Raw genomic sequence first — 15,979 nt, forward strand, 5'->3', positions numbered from 1 at the left:
TCCTGGATCGGTCGGTCCACGGTCAGTCGGTCGTCACGACGGCGATGCCCTGGTCCCCCAGCCACGCGCGGGCGGCGGCGAGCCGGTCGGCTCTGCGCTGATCGGGAGGCCCCGCACCGCCGCCCGGCCAGCCGTCGTCGTCGAACGTGGCGGCCTGAAGGAGCCAGCACACGCAGCTGCGCCGAAGCCGCGGCGGGCTCGCCTGCGGCGGGGGCGGCACCGAGTACCCGGCGGCGGCCCGGCGGGCGGCCGCCCCGCGCCGAAGCAGCGAGCGCGGCCCCTCGTCGGCCTCGGCAACGAGAAAGGCCACGACCACAGGCAGTGTGATCGGCGGGGTGTCGGCCCCGGTCACGGGCGGGGCGCTGAACGCCAGCCGCAGGTCCAGCGGATAGTCGCCCTCGGTCCGCGAAGCGCCGGCCGTCACGGTGGCTGCCTCGACGATCCCCTCACCGGCCGCGAGCCGGAGCACCACGCTCCCGGCCCACACGGCGTCGGCCCCCGCCACCGGCGCGGCCAGCCCGGTTAGGGTGGCGCTGGCCTCGCCCGGCACCGGGTCGACGGCCTGCGCCCACCGTGCCAAGACCGTCACCGGTCCGTCGACCGGGACGGCCAGATCGAACCGCTCGAACACGGCAGTCACACCCCCCACCACCCAGGCGGGTTCCACCTCATAGCAAGTCCGCGCGACTCCCAGCAGCGCCGCGGAATCCAGCAGCGCTCCCCTTGCCCCGGGATCCCCCAGCGCGACCATCACCCGATCGGCGGTGTCCATGCCCGCGAACGCTAGACACCCGCCGTCACCCACTCATCACCCCATTCATACGCGGTCGCTCGTGCCTCCTTCTGACAAGCGCTGCTTGCCCCAAGCGGGCTCATCATGCAGAGACCGAGCACAAACGGATCGGGTGCAGATCGGGTCTCAATCGAACGGCTCTGTCACGGCAGCTGTAGTTCCGGGGCCGTAGCGCGTTGATGCCGGCCGACGGGACGGTTGGTTTCATGGATTCGCCAAGGCCTGAGTGTCACGGGGCTCGATCACCGGGGCCGGAAGGTCTTCCGCCGCCTGGACGCTGCCGGGCCGCCGCAGGTCGCCGCAGTGATGCGGGAGGAGCCGGCCTGGTCCGCAAGAACGGCCAATGGCCGGGTCCGGGGTCTGCCCGGGCCGCTTCGGGACACGCGGATGCGGGCCGTCACCCACGGCTCCTATCCCAGCCGGTAGTGATCCCCTCGCGTGCGCCCCCAGCGCCTGTCAGTGCGCCCCTGAGTGAGCCTGCCCGTCGATCCCCCGGCGGCTACAGTCGGGAACGGGGTGGGGCGATGGCGCAGGGAACGGACGGGTTCGGCGAGCAGGCGCGGGCGCTGAACCGAGAACTGGAGACCGCCCGGGTCCAGGGGCGGCACGATCCCCTCATGAGGCTGCTACAACAGGGTCTGGACCTCGCCAAGGCCCGGCTCGAGGACGGCGACCGGGCTGCGTTCGCCTGGTACGGCCACTTCGCCTTCAGGCTGTGGTCCGCTCACCAGCAGCTGGGCTACGACCCGCCCCTGCCGGCAGCTAGGGAGTGGTGGGGATTCGCCCGCCGCTACGGCTCGGCGATCGGCATGCTGAACGCATCCGCCATGCTGCTGGCAGCGCACATGCGCACCGGCGACAGCACAGCCGCGATGCACCATGCGACCGCGTTGCCCAAGGCTCTGGACCAGGTGTCCGCAGCACCGCCGGAGACGGGCCACGGGGCACAACTGGACCCGCTGCACCCGGACTACGTCCTGGACCTTCTGACACACGCTGTCGTCTGGCTCTATTACGAGGAAGAGCAGTACAAAGGCTGCATCGAGGTCAGCCGAGCGCTGTTACCACTGTCGCCGGACAACGCCACGGCAGCGGCGCTCCTTGCGCTGTCGCTGGCCCGCGAGAAGGAGCACGAAGCAGCGACCGAGGTCTTTCCGCTCGCCATCCACCTCAACCCGCAATGGCCGGGCCTGCACCACAACCAAGCCCTCTGTCTCATCGAACTGGGGCGGTTTCAGGAAGCTCTGGACTCGGAGAACAAGGCGATCGAACTGGTACCGGCCAACTTGTTGTACCGGTTCACCCGAGGTCAGCTGCACCAGGTGATGGGCGACCACACCGCCGCCATCGCCGACTTCGACCATGTCCTGGAGGCGGTGGACAGCTCTTCGGAACAACTGGCCGTATCTCCCCGACCGACCACTCCGGCTCGCTATGAGCGGGACATGCCGCCCCGGGATCTCGCGGACTTCGCTGCTCTGAAACGCCTGCTCAGCCTGAAGGAGACAGGGGCCGTGGACCGCCTGCTGGCGGACGGCCGGGCCATACTTCCCTCAGCCGACCCGCCGACCACCCAGGCCGTCCACCGCATCCTGGGGGATGCCCTGCGTGAGCTGGGCGGCGTGCAGGAGGCCGCCGACGAATACGGGAAGGCCGTCGCCGCCGGGGACGACAAGGACCAGACCCGACTGACTCTGTGCGACATCCTGGTGGAGGCAGGCCGGATCGACGAGGCCGTGGCACACCTAGACCGGCTCGCCGACCTCGCCGACCGGCAGCACTCACCCTGGCGCGCCCGGGAGATGCTGCAAAGAATCGTCGAGCGCTTTCCCGACCACATCGGCGCACTGCGTGCGCTGGGCCACGCCCAGTGCGAATCCGGCGCGCCGGCACGGTCCGTGGCCACCTTGACCCAAGTCCTCGATCGGGTGCCCGGTGACGCATGGGCCCTGCTGTGGCGTGGCATCGCCCTGGTCACGCGAAGCGACGAGGAGGACACCGCGGAAGAGGGCGTGAACGACCAGTTCACCCTCGCACGAGTGTGGGACGCTCTGACGGATCTGGCGCAGGCGGCACTTCTTCCGGGAGAGCACCGGGAGCGGGCCCAGCAGTCACTCGGCTGGCTGCTCGAACGTGCGATGTGGATCCCTCTGGCGCGGGACACGCTGCTGGACAACACCTTTGGCGACCCGGAGACGGCGCGCCTCGTCCTGGCAGCCTGTCCCGGGCTGGAGGCTCCCTTCGAGGACATTCGTGAGTCCTATCTGAAGATGGGCCCAGCACGTCGGTGGGGCGACGGCATCGCCAGGCTCAGGCGAGTGCGTGGCCAGCTGGACGGTCTGCGACTGCCGCTTCTCGAAGCGTTCACCGATGCCCTGCAGGCCGACTACCTGATCCGCTTGTACCGGGTTCAGGAGGCGCTGGACCTGCTGACGGAGGTCGAGCGTCAGGCACCGCTCATCGGTCTGTCACCCTTTCAGACCGACGACGTCCGATTGGAGCGCATAGCCGATGAAGACGGCAAGGAGGGGCGTTGGTCCGGGTCTCTTCCGCTTGAGCATCTTCAACTGGGCACTGCGGCACTGGCTGGCCTGCTTGACATGGTGCACTCCTTGCGCGCGGACGCCGACGCGCGGCTCGGCAATACCGCCGAAGCCCTGGAGAAGACCCCGTCGTTCCAGCACAACGACCCCGCGCAGGCGATCAACTCACAGTTCCGGAAAGCCACGTTCCTGCGCGACGCGGGGCGGACCGACGAGGCGCTGGAGCTCCTGGACTCCCTGCCTGACCTGCCGACGCCCACGCGTCCATGGGCCCGGCAGACGAACCTCAAGGTGACCACACTGTTGCGGGCCGAACGTCTCAGCGAAGCGGAGACGGTGGCTCGCGCCGCACTGGCGCAGCTGCCGGAGGCGTTCGGCTACGAACGCTCGGTGATACGGGTGAATCTGGCGTCGATCCTCATTCGCCGGAACGAGCCGGCCGAGGCGCTGGAACTGATGCAGGCAACGCAGCTCACGGAGGACGTCGCCCCAGGGCAGCGGCAGCAGTGGCACACCGTGCTGGGACAAGCCCTTGCGGCAACGGGCGATCACGCCGCGGCGCTCGTCGAGTTCCGCACGGCGCTCGCCCTCGTGGAGACCATCCGCAAGAGCCTGCGGACGCTTGAAGCACGTATCCCCTGGCAGGGCCAGCATCTCGATCTGTACGAGGAGGCACTCTTGTCAGCCCTCGGAGTCGGCGACGCAGGGGCCGTCTTCGCACTCCTGGAACAGTCCAAGGCGAGGGCGTTCGTCGACCAGTTGGAATCCGGCCGGGTGACGGTCGACGACCAGTCCGAACGTCAGCGGAAGCACCTCGACCGGGCACGCGCCCGCACAACCGTCCTCCGGCGGCTCACCTCCGCCGCCGACCCGGTCGCGGAGGTGGAGCTGCTGCGTGCCTACGCCGATCTCGACGGCCGTTTCTCCGACGGCCGCACCGCGGGAGCGGGACGCGAGAGGGAAGCGGCGGTGACAACGGATGCGATCGCTCGTGCGCTCGAGGAATCGGAGGCCGCGGTTCTGCGGCTGGAGCGCCGTTACGAAGACGCCGTAGTGGTGACGCACGAAGCCGCAACAGGCCGGGTTCTGCGGCTGGAGGAGGTCGTAGGCCACCTGCGGCGCCTGGGCGGAGAGCGCGTCCTGTTGGTCGAGTACCTCGTCATCCGCGGAGCCGTCGCGGTCCTCTTCCTGCGGTCCGACAACCACTTCCTCGGTGGTGAAGTCGCGGAGATCACAGTGCCGGAACTGCGTGAACTGACCGACGCGCTCACGGTCGAGCCTAGCGCGGGAGCAGCGCGCCCCGTCGCTGCAGACGTCCTCAAGCGCCTCTCCCCCCTGGTAGAGCCGATCCTGCGGTACGCCCGCCCGGAAGACATCCTGTTGCTCGTGCCGCACAGCATCCTGCACGGCATCCCCCTGCACGCCATTCCGGTCGACGGTGTTCCCCTGCTGCGCAGGCACCCCTCGTGCTACACCCCGAGCGCTTCCGTGCTGCAGCGCTGCGGGGAAGCCAGGGAGCGACGCGGCGCCGCCCGAAAGGGCCACGACCGGTGGTCCTCCGCACTCGTGCTCGGCGACTCCCGCGGGGACCTGCCCCACTCGCGTTACGAGGCCGCGACGGTGGCCCAGACCTTCGGCGCACAGGCTGTGGTCGGCACGGAGGCGAAGCTCTCCGTGCTGCGTGAACGCCTCGCCGAGGGCGCGGGGCCGGATGTGCTGCACCTGGCCTGTCACGGACTGTTCGACAGCGACCGGGCCCTCAGCTCCGGCATCATGCTGGCGCCCGAGGCCGGTCAGCCCGCCGAGGAGGCCGTGCTCACCGCCGAGGAGATCATGCGGATGTCCGTCGACGCCGATCTGGTGGTGCTGAGCGCCTGCAGCAGCGGCCGCAGCGAACGGCGCCCCGGCGACGAGCTGATCGGCCTCGCCCGCGCGCTGTTGCAGGCCGGGGCGCCCACCGTTCTGGTGAGCCTGTGGCCGGTGGACGACCTGTCCACGAGTCTGCTGATGGAGGGCTTCTACCGCCGTGCAGCGCGACGACGGCAAGGGACGGCGGCCCTGGCCGACGCCCTTCAGCAGGCCCAGCTGGACGTCGCGGACGTGACCGCCGAGGCGGTGGTGGCGTACTGCGACGCGCGGCTCGCCACGGCCACGGGGACGGAGGAACTGCTGCTCCGCCTCGACCGGGCGGACGCGCAGGTCCTCGCGGGCGACCTGGGAGCCGCTGTCGCCACGTACCGCATGCTCATCGAGCAGGCGACCGGTTCCGCCTCGTCGGCGGCACAGCGCATCGTCGCCAAAGCGGCCCGGGCACTCCCCCTGCTGGAGCTGCGGTCGCACCTTGCGTCGCCCGTCGACTACACGGTCAGGCCGTTCTCCGACCCGTACCACTGGGCACCGTTCATTCTCGTCGGAGACTGCCGGTAGAGCTGACATGACGCAACCCGAAATCCCGGATCTCCTCGAGCCGTACGTGGACGCGGTGCAGGGCACGGACAGCGAGGAGCTGCGCCGCGCACTGGAGACGTGCGGCCGTCGTTTCGCCTTGCTGCGGGGGACCGCTCCGCACCCTCCCCTTCCGGTCACAGCACTTGTGGCCCTTGAGGAGACAGGCCGGGCCACCGGCCCCACAGCGCTCATCACCGTCGACGCCGACCCCGACCGCCTGGAGCCCGCAGTGCTCCTGGACCTGGCTCTTGAGCTGGCACACGCCGGGGCCCCTGGTGCCGTCGTGCTCCGGGACGACACGCCTGTGGGGGTGATCGCCCTGGCAACCCTGGTTCAGGCGCTTCCACTGGAGCTGCTGGCGGCGGGCCGACAGCGACTAGGCGCCCCCGACGTACCGTCGTTGCGTTACGAGTGCCGCAAGTGCGCGCCGCCCAGTGTCCGGCTCCTGCGGGCGGCGCAGTCCCGCGCGGAAGCCCCCCGCTGCACCCGCAACTTCTTCCATGGCTCCATGGAACGGGTCGCCCCCTGATGTTCGCCACCGTCCTCAAGCAGATCACCGCGTACTTCGACCAGCGGGCGCTGCTCTCGGTGTTCTTCCCCAGCCTGGTCTTCTGGACCGGCGCCCTGCTGACCGTGGGCCTGGTCGAACACCGAACCGCCCGGGTGGTGCAGCTGTGGCAACGCCAACCGGGCCTCGTACAGGCCGGCGTCGTGGTCGGCTATCTCGCGGTGATCACCTTCTGGTCCCTGCTGTGGCAGAACGCGGGGGAAGCTCTCGACCGGCTCTACCAGGGTCACTGGCCGAAGACGGGGCCCACCGTCCGGCCGACGCGCAGGGCCGCGTCGCGCCACCTCCGCGCGCGGCTGCGGCTGATCGAACTGGATCTGCGGCTGGAACACGCCGAAGCGGCGGCCGCCGCCGAACGGGCGGCGTTCCCCGCTCCCGAGTCGGTCGTCCCAGCCGTGTCGCCCCTGTCCGAGGACACCGTCGACCGCGAACTCGACGCCCTGGAGGCGCTGCTGGACCGGCGCGGACCGGCTGACCCGTTGACCGGATGGTCCGGGCGATGCCGCGTCCTCGCCGAGCAGCTCGCGCCGCACTCCGAGACCCAGGACCCGCGCTGGGGTGAACGTCTCAGCCGTTTCAGCCGCGCGGCCGAAGGGCTGGCACTCGCTCTGGAGGAGGCCGAACTCGCGCTGCGGGAGCAGCGGTCCACCATCCACCAGCAGCTGTTCCTCCGCTACCCCCAGCCTCCGGTACAGCCGCTGCCCACCCGCCTGGGGAACGTCATCCGCGCGGCCGAACAGTACCCACGGATCCGTTACGGACTGGACCCCGTGGTCATCTGGCCACGGCTCCAGCCGGTCCTTCCCGCCGAGTACGCGGACAGCATGCGCACCGCCAAGGCCGGGGTCGATCTGCTGTGCACGCTCGCCGCGTACATGTGCCTCTTCGGGCTGCCCCTGGTCGTCTGGGTAGCGGCCCGCGTCTCCGATCCGGGCGAGCCGCTCCTGGTCTGGTCCGCCCTGGTGAGCGGGGTCCCGACCACCGTAGCCCTGTGTGCCGCCGTCTCCCGCCGCCGACTGTGGTGCGCGGTGTGGCTCGCAGTCGCCACCATCGCCGCCACGCCCCTCGTAGCAGCCCTGCCGGCCCACTCCCCGGAGCCGCACGGCTGGCGGGGGACCGCGCTCCGCGCCGGGCTGGCGGTGCTGCTCTGCCTGGCAGTTCTCGCCCTGTCACTGGCGGCCTACCGCGGGGCCGTGCAGGCCGGCATCGTCTTCGCCGACAGACTCCGCTCCGCGTTCGACCTGCACCGGAGCCGGGTGCTGGACGCGATGGGCCTTCAGCGGCCCGGCGACCTCGACCAAGAGCAAGCCGTCTGGGCCTCGTTGTGCGCCTTCCTGTACCGCGGCAGCCCGCCCCCGCCGGGGGCCCTCGGATACGCGGATCCCCCGCCGCCGACCGGATCGTGCAGCTGCCCCGTGCATCCGCCGCCCCGGCCTTCGCCCTAAAGCGTGTTGCAGAAGGCCGCGCTCAGCGCATTTCCCTTGTATGGCTGGGGTGTTGAGGGCTGATCCGTTGTGGGTGGAGACGTTCACCGGGCTGCGGATGAGGCAGTTCGAGCGGTTGCTGAAGGTGGTGCGGGAGCGGGGTGGTGACGGGCCGCGCATCGGGCGGCCGTGGTGTCTGCCGCTTGCGGACCGGGTGCTGGTGGTAGCTACGACCTTGTGTCCCTCGGGAAGTCGCCCGGCGAGCCGCTCTTGCTCGGTGAGGGCAACGGGCAGGCCGTAGCGCTCGCACGCGGGCTCGGTGACTACGAGCAGCAGGTTGGCGTCCTTCCCCGGCCCGGACAGCTTCGGCTGCCCCAACTTCGCCTCCTGCAGCGTCCAGTCGACCAGCGCCGGGATCGACTTGGCGGGCACGTCCAGGACCAGACCGTCGACGCAGTACGCGAGGACGTTGCCGTCTTCGACGTCGACGACGGCCAACGGTCCGTTCTCGAAGCGCGGGTCGGCGCCTGCCGGGGTGTTCGCCGGGGCCGCCTTCTTCGCGCCCAGGCGCCGCGATGTCGCTGACGGCCTGACGGCGCGCACCGGAGGGGACGCGGCAGCCGGAGTCGCGGCCTTGGCGGGGCTGGGCTGGGCTGGGTGTTGTCTTCCGTCGTCGTGGCCGCAGCCTCGGACGCCGGACCTGTGGACACAGTCCGCGTCTCCGCCGGGGCGGGGACGCCGGTGAACGTCTCGCGCACCGCCGTGTCCTGCACGGGCGCCGCCGCGTTGGAGATAAAGGGGAAGCGCGCCGCCAGCCCGTCCAGGAGCCGGGCGTAGGCGGCCCGCTTCGGTGGCCGTGGTTCACTGCGGCCGGTCTCCCAGTTGCCTACATCCGGTCCGCCAACAGCTCCGGTCTGCACTCTCCCACCGACCAGGCCCGACAGCGCTTGGTACTTGGCCACGACAGACAGGAGCCGCAAGCTCTGTGCTGCGTGCGCCGGGGAGCGCGGCGTAGGGTTGCGCTTCGTGAGAGCTACGACCTGCCATTCCAATCTGGATGGATGGGTGCGTCGCGTCCGCGGTTGAGCTGCGCCATCAGCTCACGGTTATCCGCTTCGCGCCAGGTCGGGCGGCAGCCGACCTGTCGGGTCCCTCTCGTCGTGAGTAGCGCCTCCCGTCTGCGGAGAGGAAACGGGAAACAGTGCCATTTGCCTTGTCCGTCCAGTCAGGGGGGCCACACTCTTTCGTGCAGCAACCCTCTTGCACCTGGATGGACGGTCCTGGAGGTTTCCGTGCTGCAGCCGTCCAGCGAGTTCGGCGAAGAGCTGAGGAAGCGGCGCTTGGGCGCCGATTTGAGTCTCACAGCGCTATCCGCCGTCGTGCACTACAGCAAGGCGCAGTTGAATAAGGTCGAAGGTTGAGCCGATGGCGATCAGTGCGGCCCGAGGAAGCTGGCGCGGGTACAGCCGCACACAGGTGAGCGAAGGACGCCTCCGAGACGAGCCTGTCGGGGTTGCCCCCGGCGGTGACCAGCAACTGCCCGGCGGTTTGGGTCCCGACGCCCGGTAGCGCGAGCGGTCCGGGCGCGGTGTGGGTGATCAGGGCGCGCAGTTCGGCGTCCGCTTCCGCGATCTCCTCGCTCAGGTGCTGGTATCGCTTGGACAAGCGCTTGAGCGCGAGTTTGGCGGCTGCGGCCGGGGTGGTCAGATCGGAGCCGAGTCGGCTGGCGGCCAGGCGCCGTATCAGCTCGGCGGTGGTCAGCCCGCAGCATGCAGGCTGGCCGTGGCGTCTCGCTCAATTCGCGGATTCCAGGCGCCTGCCCTTTGTCTCCCTTACGAGTGTGGCGACGAACACCCCGGAGAGCACTGCGCAGCCAGCGTAGATGGCGTAGGTCGCCGACAGGTTCCACTTCGCCATGCTCGGGAAGCTCTCCGTCACCACCCAGTTGGCAATCCAGTTGAAGGCGGTTGCCACGGACATCGCAGCGGCACGTATCCGGAAGGGGAACATCTCGCCAACCACCACCCAGAGGATCACCCCCCAGGAGACGGCGAAGAACAGGACGAAGGCGTGAGCGGCGATCAATGCCACCAGGCCCTGGCTGTGTGGGATGGAGATGTCCGTGCCCGTGCCGGTCTTGTACGAGAAGGCCCAGGCGGCCAGGGCCAGCGAGACGGCCATGCCGACAGAGCCGATCAGGGCGAGCGGCTTGCGGCCGATGCGGTCGATGAACATCATCGCCACGATGGTGCCGATGATGTTGACGACCGACGTGGAAAGGCTGATCAGCAGCGAGCCGGACTGGTCGATGCCGACCGACTGCCAGAGGATAGACGAGTAGTAGAAGATCACGTTGATGCCGACGAGTTGCTGGAAGACGGCGAGTCCGATACCGGCCCAAACGATCGGGAGAAGACCGAAAGTGCCGCCGAACAGGTCCCGCATCCGGGGCTTGTGGGCGGTTCGCACAGCGTTCTCGATCTCGGTTACGCGGGTGTCCGCCTCGGCGTCCGGGCCTTCGACCTCAATAACTGCCCGCTTGGCGTCCTCGATCCGGCCGACAGCCACCAGATAGTGCGGCGACTCCGGAATCCGCGAGGTGAGGACGAAGTAGAGCACCGCTGGCACGACGGCCGCCAACAACATCCACTGCCAGGCCTCCAGCGAACCCAATGTGTTCTCGCTCCTTCCTCCCGCACCCTGCGCGATCGCCCAGTTCACCAACTGAGAGGCCGTGATGCCGAGGACGATCGCCGCTTGCTGGAACGACGCGAGGCGGCCCCGGTACGCGGCCGGGGCGATCTCGGCGATGTACGTGGGCCCGATGAGGGAGGACAGCCCGATCGCGATGCCGCCCAGAATTCGCCATACCGCCAATTCCCATACCGCCCCTGAGAACCCGGAGCCGATGGCGCTGACCGCGAAGAGAGCCGCCGCCAGGTGCATCACGCGCAGGCGGCCGAAGGTGTCGGCGAGCCGCCCGGCCGCCGCGGCGCCCACAGCAGAGCCGAGCAGTGCCGCAGCGACGACCGTACCCGTCTCGCCGGAGGAGACGTGAAAGTGCCGCTGGATTCCGATCACGGCACCGTTGATGACGGCACTGTCGTAGCCGAACAGGAAGCCGCCGAGCGCGGCGACCGCTGCGACGAAGACGCTGCGTCCCAACTTGCCGTCGGTAGTGGAAGGGGCCTGTGCGGTCGCTCGGCCGGGAACTCTGCTGGTGGTCATGGCGCGTTGTTCCGATCAAGGTGGGGGGTGGGAATGAGAGAGGGCAGCGGGGCGGCCGAGGCGTTCCAGGCACGGATCACCGGGCGACCGTGTTCGGTGCCCAGCCGGCTGAGCGCGCCGGTGTCCAGGGCGAACAGCGAGCCCGCCGCGGGCGGCAGGCCGAGGCGGCGGGCGGTGAGGACGCGAAGGAAGTGCGCGTGGGCCACAAGGATCACGTCTCCAGTGGCCTCGGCGGTCAGGAAGGGGTCGATGTGGGCGAGCACGCGGTCCGCGCGGGCCCCGACCTGGTCAGGGCTCTCTCCCGGGTGCTCAACAGACCCTGGGGCCACTCCGTCGATCCACAGGTTCCAGTCGGGCCGGTCTCGGTGGATCTCCGCCGTGGTGATCCCCTCGTAGCCGCCGTAGTCCCATTCGTGCAGGTCGTAGTCGGGGTGGGTATCGGCAAGGCCCGCCAGTCGGGCGGTACGTACAGCGCGGTGCAGCGGGCTGGTCAGGACGAGGGCGATGTCGCGGTTGGCCAACACGGGGGCGAGGGCAGCGGCCTGACGCTCCCCGTGGCCGGTGAGCGGTAGGTCGGTGTAGCTGGTGTGGCGGCCTGACAGGCTCCACTCGGTCTCGCCGTGGCGGAGGAGAAGCAGCTCACCCATGGTGGGTCTTCCTTGCGTGAGAGTGATGACGCGCTAAAGGAGACGGGCGAGCGCCGCGGCTCCGATGAGACCGGCGTCCGGTCCGACAGTGGCGGTGACCACCTCGGAGTGGATGCGGTTCTCTCCCCCGCCGAGGCGGGCGTGGTACGCAGCTTCCGCCGGTCGACGGAGCAGCTCACCGGTGTCTCCGACACCGCCGCCGAGCACGAACACGGCCGGGTCGAGGATCGAGGCTAGATCGGCGAGTGCCTGACCGACCCAATGGCCGGTCTGCTCGAACAGCTCCAAGGCGAGAGGGTCCCCGTCTTCGGCGGCCTGGGTGACGTGCCGTCCCTCGATGCCGTCCGGCGTTCCGTCGCCGAGCGCGAGGATCCTGGCCGCACGCCTCGGGTCTGCCTTGGCCGCCTCGCGGGCGCGGCGGGTGTGGGCGGTGCCGCTGGCGTACTGCTCGATACAACCGCGCTGTCCACATCCGCACGGCCGCCCGTCAGGGACGGCCCTGTAGTGGCCGATCTCGCCGCCCATTCCGAACCGGCCGCGAAAGAGCTCGCCTGCGATGACGACGCCGCCTCCGAGCCCGGTACCGACGGTGACCATGACCATGTCGTCGTGGTCCGCCGCCGCTCCGTAGAGGAACTCGCCCCAGGCCACTGCGTTCGCGTCGTTCTCCACCGCGGTCGGCAGACCGGACTGCTTCTGCACGAGGTCCCGCAACGGCTTGTCGTGCCAGCCGAGGTTGGGGGCGAAAGGAACGTTCGAGCGCTCTTCGTCCACATAGCCGGCGGCGCCGATCCCCACGGCACAGACGCCGTCCCAGTCCTCGCGGACCAGGTCGACCGCCCACGCCACGGCTTCACCGACGGCCTCCGGCTGATGTGGGGTGGGGATACGCATATGGGACAGCACCTTGCCGTCGGGGTCCACGATCCCGGCGGCTATCTTGGTGCCGCCGAGGTCGACCCCGATCGTCAGATCCCTGACATGGAGACTCACGCGCTGCCGTCCGAGGTCGCGACGGCGTGGCCGCCGAACTGGTTGCGCAGTGCCGCGATCATCTTCATCTGCGGGGAGTCGTCCTGGCGGGAGGCGAACCGGGCGAAGAGGGAGGCGGTGATGGCGGGCAGCGGGACGGCGTTGTCGATGGCCGCCTCGACGGTCCAGCGGCCCTCGCCGGAGTCGTCCGCGTAGCCGCGCAGCTTCTCCAGGTGCTCGTCGTCGTCCAGCGCGTTGACGGCGAGGTCGAGCAGCCAGGAGCGGATGACGGTGCCTTCCTGCCAGGAGCGGAAGACCTCGCGCACGTCGGTGACGGAGTGGACCTTCTCCAGGAGCTCCCAGCCCTCGGCGTAGGCCTGCATCATGGCGTACTCGATGCCGTTGTGGACCATCTTGGAGAAGTGGCCCGCGCCGACCTTGCCGGCGTGCACGAAGCCGGCGTCACCCTCGGGCTTGAGGGCGTCGAAGATCGGCTGCACCTTGGCGATGTTCTCGGCGTCGCCGCCGACCATCAGCGCGTAGCCGTTCTTCAGGCCCCAGACGCCGCCGGAGACGCCCGCGTCGACGAACCCGATGCCCTTGGCGGCCAGCTCCTCCGCGTGCTTCTCGTCGTCCGTCCAGGGGGAGTTGCCACCGTCGATCAGCATGTCACCCGGGGACAGCAGGTCCTTGAGCTCGTCGATGACCGTCTGGGTGGCGGTGCCGGCCGGGACCATCACCCAGACCGTGCGCGGCGCGTCCAGCTTCTCAACCAGTTCGGCGAGGCTCTTGGCGTCGGAGACTTCGGGGTTGCGGTCGTATCCGACGACGGTGTGGCCCGCGCGGCGGATCCGCTCGCGCATGTTGCCGCCCATCTTGCCGAGACCGATGAGACCGAGCTGCATGGTCATTTCTCCTGAGCGTTCTTGAGGGTGCGGTAGGCAGCGACGAGGGCCGTGGTGGACGGGTCGAGACCGGGCACATCGGCGCCCGTGGTGAGGGCGGGCACGATGCGCTTGGCGAGGACCTTGCCGAGCTCCACCCCCCACTGGTCGAAGGAGTCGATATTCCAGACCGCGCCCTGCACGAACACCTTGTGCTCGTAGAGCGCGACCAGCTGGCCGAGCACGGACGGGGTCAGCTCGGCGGCGAGGATCGTGGTGGTGGGATGGTTACCGCGGAAGGTACGGTGCGGTACCTGCTCCTCGGGCACGCCCTCCGCACGGACCTCCTCGGCCGTGTTACCGAAGGCGAGGGCCTGGGTCTGGGCGAAGAAGTTGGCCATCAACAGATCGTGCTGTCCCTTGAGTCCATCGCTCAGCTCGGCGATCGGCCGGGCGAAGCCGATGAAGTCGGCCGGGATCAGCTTGGTTCCCTGGTTGATCAACTGGTAGTACGCGTGCTGCCCGTTGGTGCCGGGTGTGCCCCACACGACCGGACCGGTCTGCCAGTCGACCTGCCTGCCGTCGCGGTCCACCGACTTGCCGTTGGACTCCATGTCCAACTGCTGCAGGTAGGCGGTGAACTTCGACAGGTAGTGCGAGTACGGCAGCACCGCATGCGACTGGGCATCGAGGAATGAGTCGTACCAGACACCGATCAAGCCGAGGATCAGCGGGGCGTTGACCTCGGCGGGCGCGGTGCGGAAGTGCTCGTCAACGATCCTGAACCCGTCGAGCAGCTCCCGGAACCGGTCCGGGCCGATCGCGATCATCAACGACAGGCCGATGGCCGAGTCGAAGGAGTAGCGTCCGCCGACCCAGTCCCAGAACCCGAACATGTTGTCCGGGTCGATGCCAAACCCGGTGACCTCCTCAGCGTTCGTGGATAGGGCCACGAAGTGCTGTGCCACGGCCTTCACTTCGCCGTCCAGGCCCCCCAGCAGCCAGGAGCGGGCCGAGGTGGAGTTGGTGATGGTCTCGATCGTGGTGAACGTCTTCGAGGCGATGATGAACAGCGTCTCCGCCGGGTCCAGGTCGCGGATGGCCTCGTGCAGGTCGGCGCCGTCCACGTTCGACACGAACCGGAACGTCAACTCCCGTGCCGCGTAGGCGCGCAGAGCCTCGTATGCCATCGCCGGACCGAGATCGGAGCCGCCGATACCGATGTTCACGACGTTCTTGATCCGCTGGCCGGTGTGGCCGGTCCACTCGCCGGAGCGGACCCGCTCGGCGAAGTCGGCCATCTTGTCGAGCACGGCGTGCACGGCCGGGACGACGTTCTCCCCGTCGACCTCGATCACCGCGTCACGCGGGGCCCGCAGCGCGGTGTGCAGCACCGCCCTGTCCTCGGTGACGTTGATCTTCTCGCCACGGAACATCGCGTCGCGCAGCTCCAACACACCGATGACGGCGGCCAGGTCCTGCAGCAGGACCAGGGTCTCGTCCGTCAGCAGGTTCTTGGAATAGTCGATGAACAGGTCGCCCACCTTTACGGTGCAGCGCGAGGCCCGCTCCGGTTCTCGGTCGAACAGTTCCCGCAAGGTCGGGTAAGACTTCGCCACCGCGCTTTGGACCTCCAGGGCTCTCCACTCCGCGCGGCTGGTGAGCCGGGGAGTGTCAGACATCATGTGTGTTCTCCTTGCCGGCCTCACCACGCAGGGCGATGGCGTACATCTCGTCGGCGTCGAGGCGTCGCAGCTCCTCAGCTATGAGTTCGGAGGTGGGACGGGCCTTGAGGGCAAGCCTGCGAGGCGGCTGACCCGGCAGGGTCAGTGTGGCCAGCGGGCCCTCGGTCCGTTCGACGGCGATCTCACCCGTCGCGGTGCCCAGGCGCACGGCCGTCACGACGGGGCCTGCGGTGACGACCCGTTCGACCGGAACGCCCAGACGGACTCCCAGCCAGCGGGCCAACAGCTCGGCGCTCGGGTTCTCGGCCTCGCTCTCCACCACCGCCGAGGTCACCTCCGCCCGGGCCTGGTCGAGCGCCGCGGCGAGCGTCGAGCGCCAGGGCGTGATGCGGGTCCAGGCGAGGTCGGTGTCACCCGCGGTGTAGCCGGCAGCTCGCCCCGCTAGCTCGCGGATCGGTTGTTCGGCGGCGTAGGTGTCGGTGACGCGGCGCTGGGCCAGCGCGCCCAGCGGGTCGTTGGCCGGGTCGAGCGGCGCGCTCACCGGCCACCACACGACGACCGGCGCGTCCGGCAGCAGCAGCGGCAGGACGACCGAGTCGGCGTGGTCGGCGACCTCGCCGTAGGTTCGCAGTACGACTGTGTCACCGGTGCCGGCATCGACTCCTACGCGGACCTCTGCGTCGAGACGTGTGTCCTGATGAGCTCTCGGTGAGCGGGAGACGCGCTTGATGACCACGAGGGTGCGCGAGGGGTGCTCGCGGGACGCCTCGTTGGCGGCCTTCAGGGC

At 69.5% G+C, this 15,979-nt stretch carries 10 protein-coding genes and 4 pseudogenes; 4 read left to right on the forward strand and 10 right to left on the reverse strand.

Annotated elements, in window-relative coordinates:
- Positions 1-22: 22 nt before the first annotated feature.
- Together KVT44_RS39050 and KVT44_RS58760 are read right to left on the reverse strand one after the other, a co-directional pair.
- Positions 23-772, reverse strand: a complete 750-nt coding sequence (locus KVT44_RS39050; RefSeq protein ID WP_217572371.1) for a hypothetical protein — start codon at positions 770-772, stop codon at positions 23-25.
- A 332-nt stretch (positions 773-1,104) separates the two neighbouring features.
- Positions 1,105-1,194 (reverse strand): annotated as a pseudogene (locus KVT44_RS58760) (IS5/IS1182 family transposase); the annotation flags it as partial.
- 123 nt (positions 1,195-1,317) lie between these two features.
- Here KVT44_RS58760 and KVT44_RS39055 point away from each other — a divergent pair.
- The 4 genes and pseudogenes from KVT44_RS39055 to KVT44_RS58765 form a co-directional block, all read left to right on the forward strand.
- Positions 1,318-5,763, forward strand: a complete 4,446-nt coding sequence (locus KVT44_RS39055; protein WP_217572373.1) for a CHAT domain-containing protein — start codon at positions 1,318-1,320, stop codon at positions 5,761-5,763.
- A gap of 7 nt (positions 5,764-5,770) precedes the next feature.
- Positions 5,771-6,313: a hypothetical protein gene (locus KVT44_RS39060; RefSeq protein WP_217572375.1), complete on the forward strand. Its 543-nt coding sequence runs from the start codon at positions 5,771-5,773 to the stop codon at positions 6,311-6,313.
- Positions 6,313-7,797 carry a hypothetical protein gene (locus tag KVT44_RS39065; protein ID WP_217572377.1) on the forward strand — a complete coding sequence of 495 codons (1,485 nt, stop codon included), beginning with the start codon at positions 6,313-6,315 and terminating at the stop codon, positions 7,795-7,797. Before KVT44_RS39060 ends, KVT44_RS39065 begins: the two co-directional genes overlap by 1 nt.
- Positions 7,798-7,837: 40 nt before the next feature.
- Positions 7,838-8,008 (forward strand): annotated as a pseudogene (locus tag KVT44_RS58765) (IS5/IS1182 family transposase); the annotation flags it as partial.
- On the opposite strand, the pseudogene KVT44_RS58770 reads toward KVT44_RS58765, so the two are convergent.
- From KVT44_RS58770 to opcA, 8 genes and pseudogenes are all read right to left on the reverse strand, one after another.
- A pseudogene (locus tag KVT44_RS58770) lies at positions 8,005-8,657 on the reverse strand (transcriptional regulator); the annotation flags it as partial. The pseudogenes KVT44_RS58765 and KVT44_RS58770 overlap by 4 nt on opposite strands.
- 535 nt (positions 8,658-9,192) lie before the next feature.
- Positions 9,193-9,465 (reverse strand): annotated as a pseudogene (locus tag KVT44_RS39070) (transposase); the annotation flags it as partial.
- 105 nt (positions 9,466-9,570) lie between these two features.
- Complete coding sequence (locus KVT44_RS39075; RefSeq protein ID WP_217572381.1) at positions 9,571-11,004, reverse strand: sugar porter family MFS transporter; 1,434 nt, start codon at positions 11,002-11,004, stop codon at positions 9,571-9,573.
- On the reverse strand, positions 11,001-11,651 hold the full coding sequence (locus KVT44_RS39080; protein ID WP_217572383.1) for a histidine phosphatase family protein: 651 nt from the start codon (positions 11,649-11,651) through the stop codon (positions 11,001-11,003). The genes KVT44_RS39075 and KVT44_RS39080 overlap by 4 nt, the downstream gene beginning before the upstream one ends.
- 33 nt (positions 11,652-11,684) lie before the next feature.
- A complete protein-coding gene (locus tag KVT44_RS39085; protein ID WP_308314227.1) occupies positions 11,685-12,644 on the reverse strand; it encodes an ROK family glucokinase in 960 nt (319 codons plus the stop codon).
- Positions 12,641-13,528, reverse strand: coding sequence for a phosphogluconate dehydrogenase (NAD(+)-dependent, decarboxylating) (gene gnd / locus KVT44_RS39090; RefSeq protein WP_217572421.1), 888 nt, complete (start codon positions 13,526-13,528; stop codon positions 12,641-12,643). The genes KVT44_RS39085 and gnd overlap by 4 nt, the downstream gene beginning before the upstream one ends.
- 2 nt (positions 13,529-13,530) lie before the next feature.
- Positions 13,531-15,189 carry a glucose-6-phosphate isomerase gene (gene pgi, locus KVT44_RS39095; protein WP_217572423.1) on the reverse strand — a complete coding sequence of 553 codons (1,659 nt, stop codon included), beginning with the start codon at positions 15,187-15,189 and terminating at the stop codon, positions 13,531-13,533.
- The coding region (gene opcA / locus KVT44_RS39100; protein WP_217572385.1) for a glucose-6-phosphate dehydrogenase assembly protein OpcA at positions 15,182-15,979 on the reverse strand (798 nt) is incomplete at its 5' end. The genes opcA and pgi, both read right to left, overlap by 8 nt.

This window comes from Streptomyces sp. GbtcB7, assembly GCF_019091445.1.
Taxonomy (GTDB): domain Bacteria; phylum Actinomycetota; class Actinomycetes; order Streptomycetales; family Streptomycetaceae; genus Streptomyces; species Streptomyces mirabilis.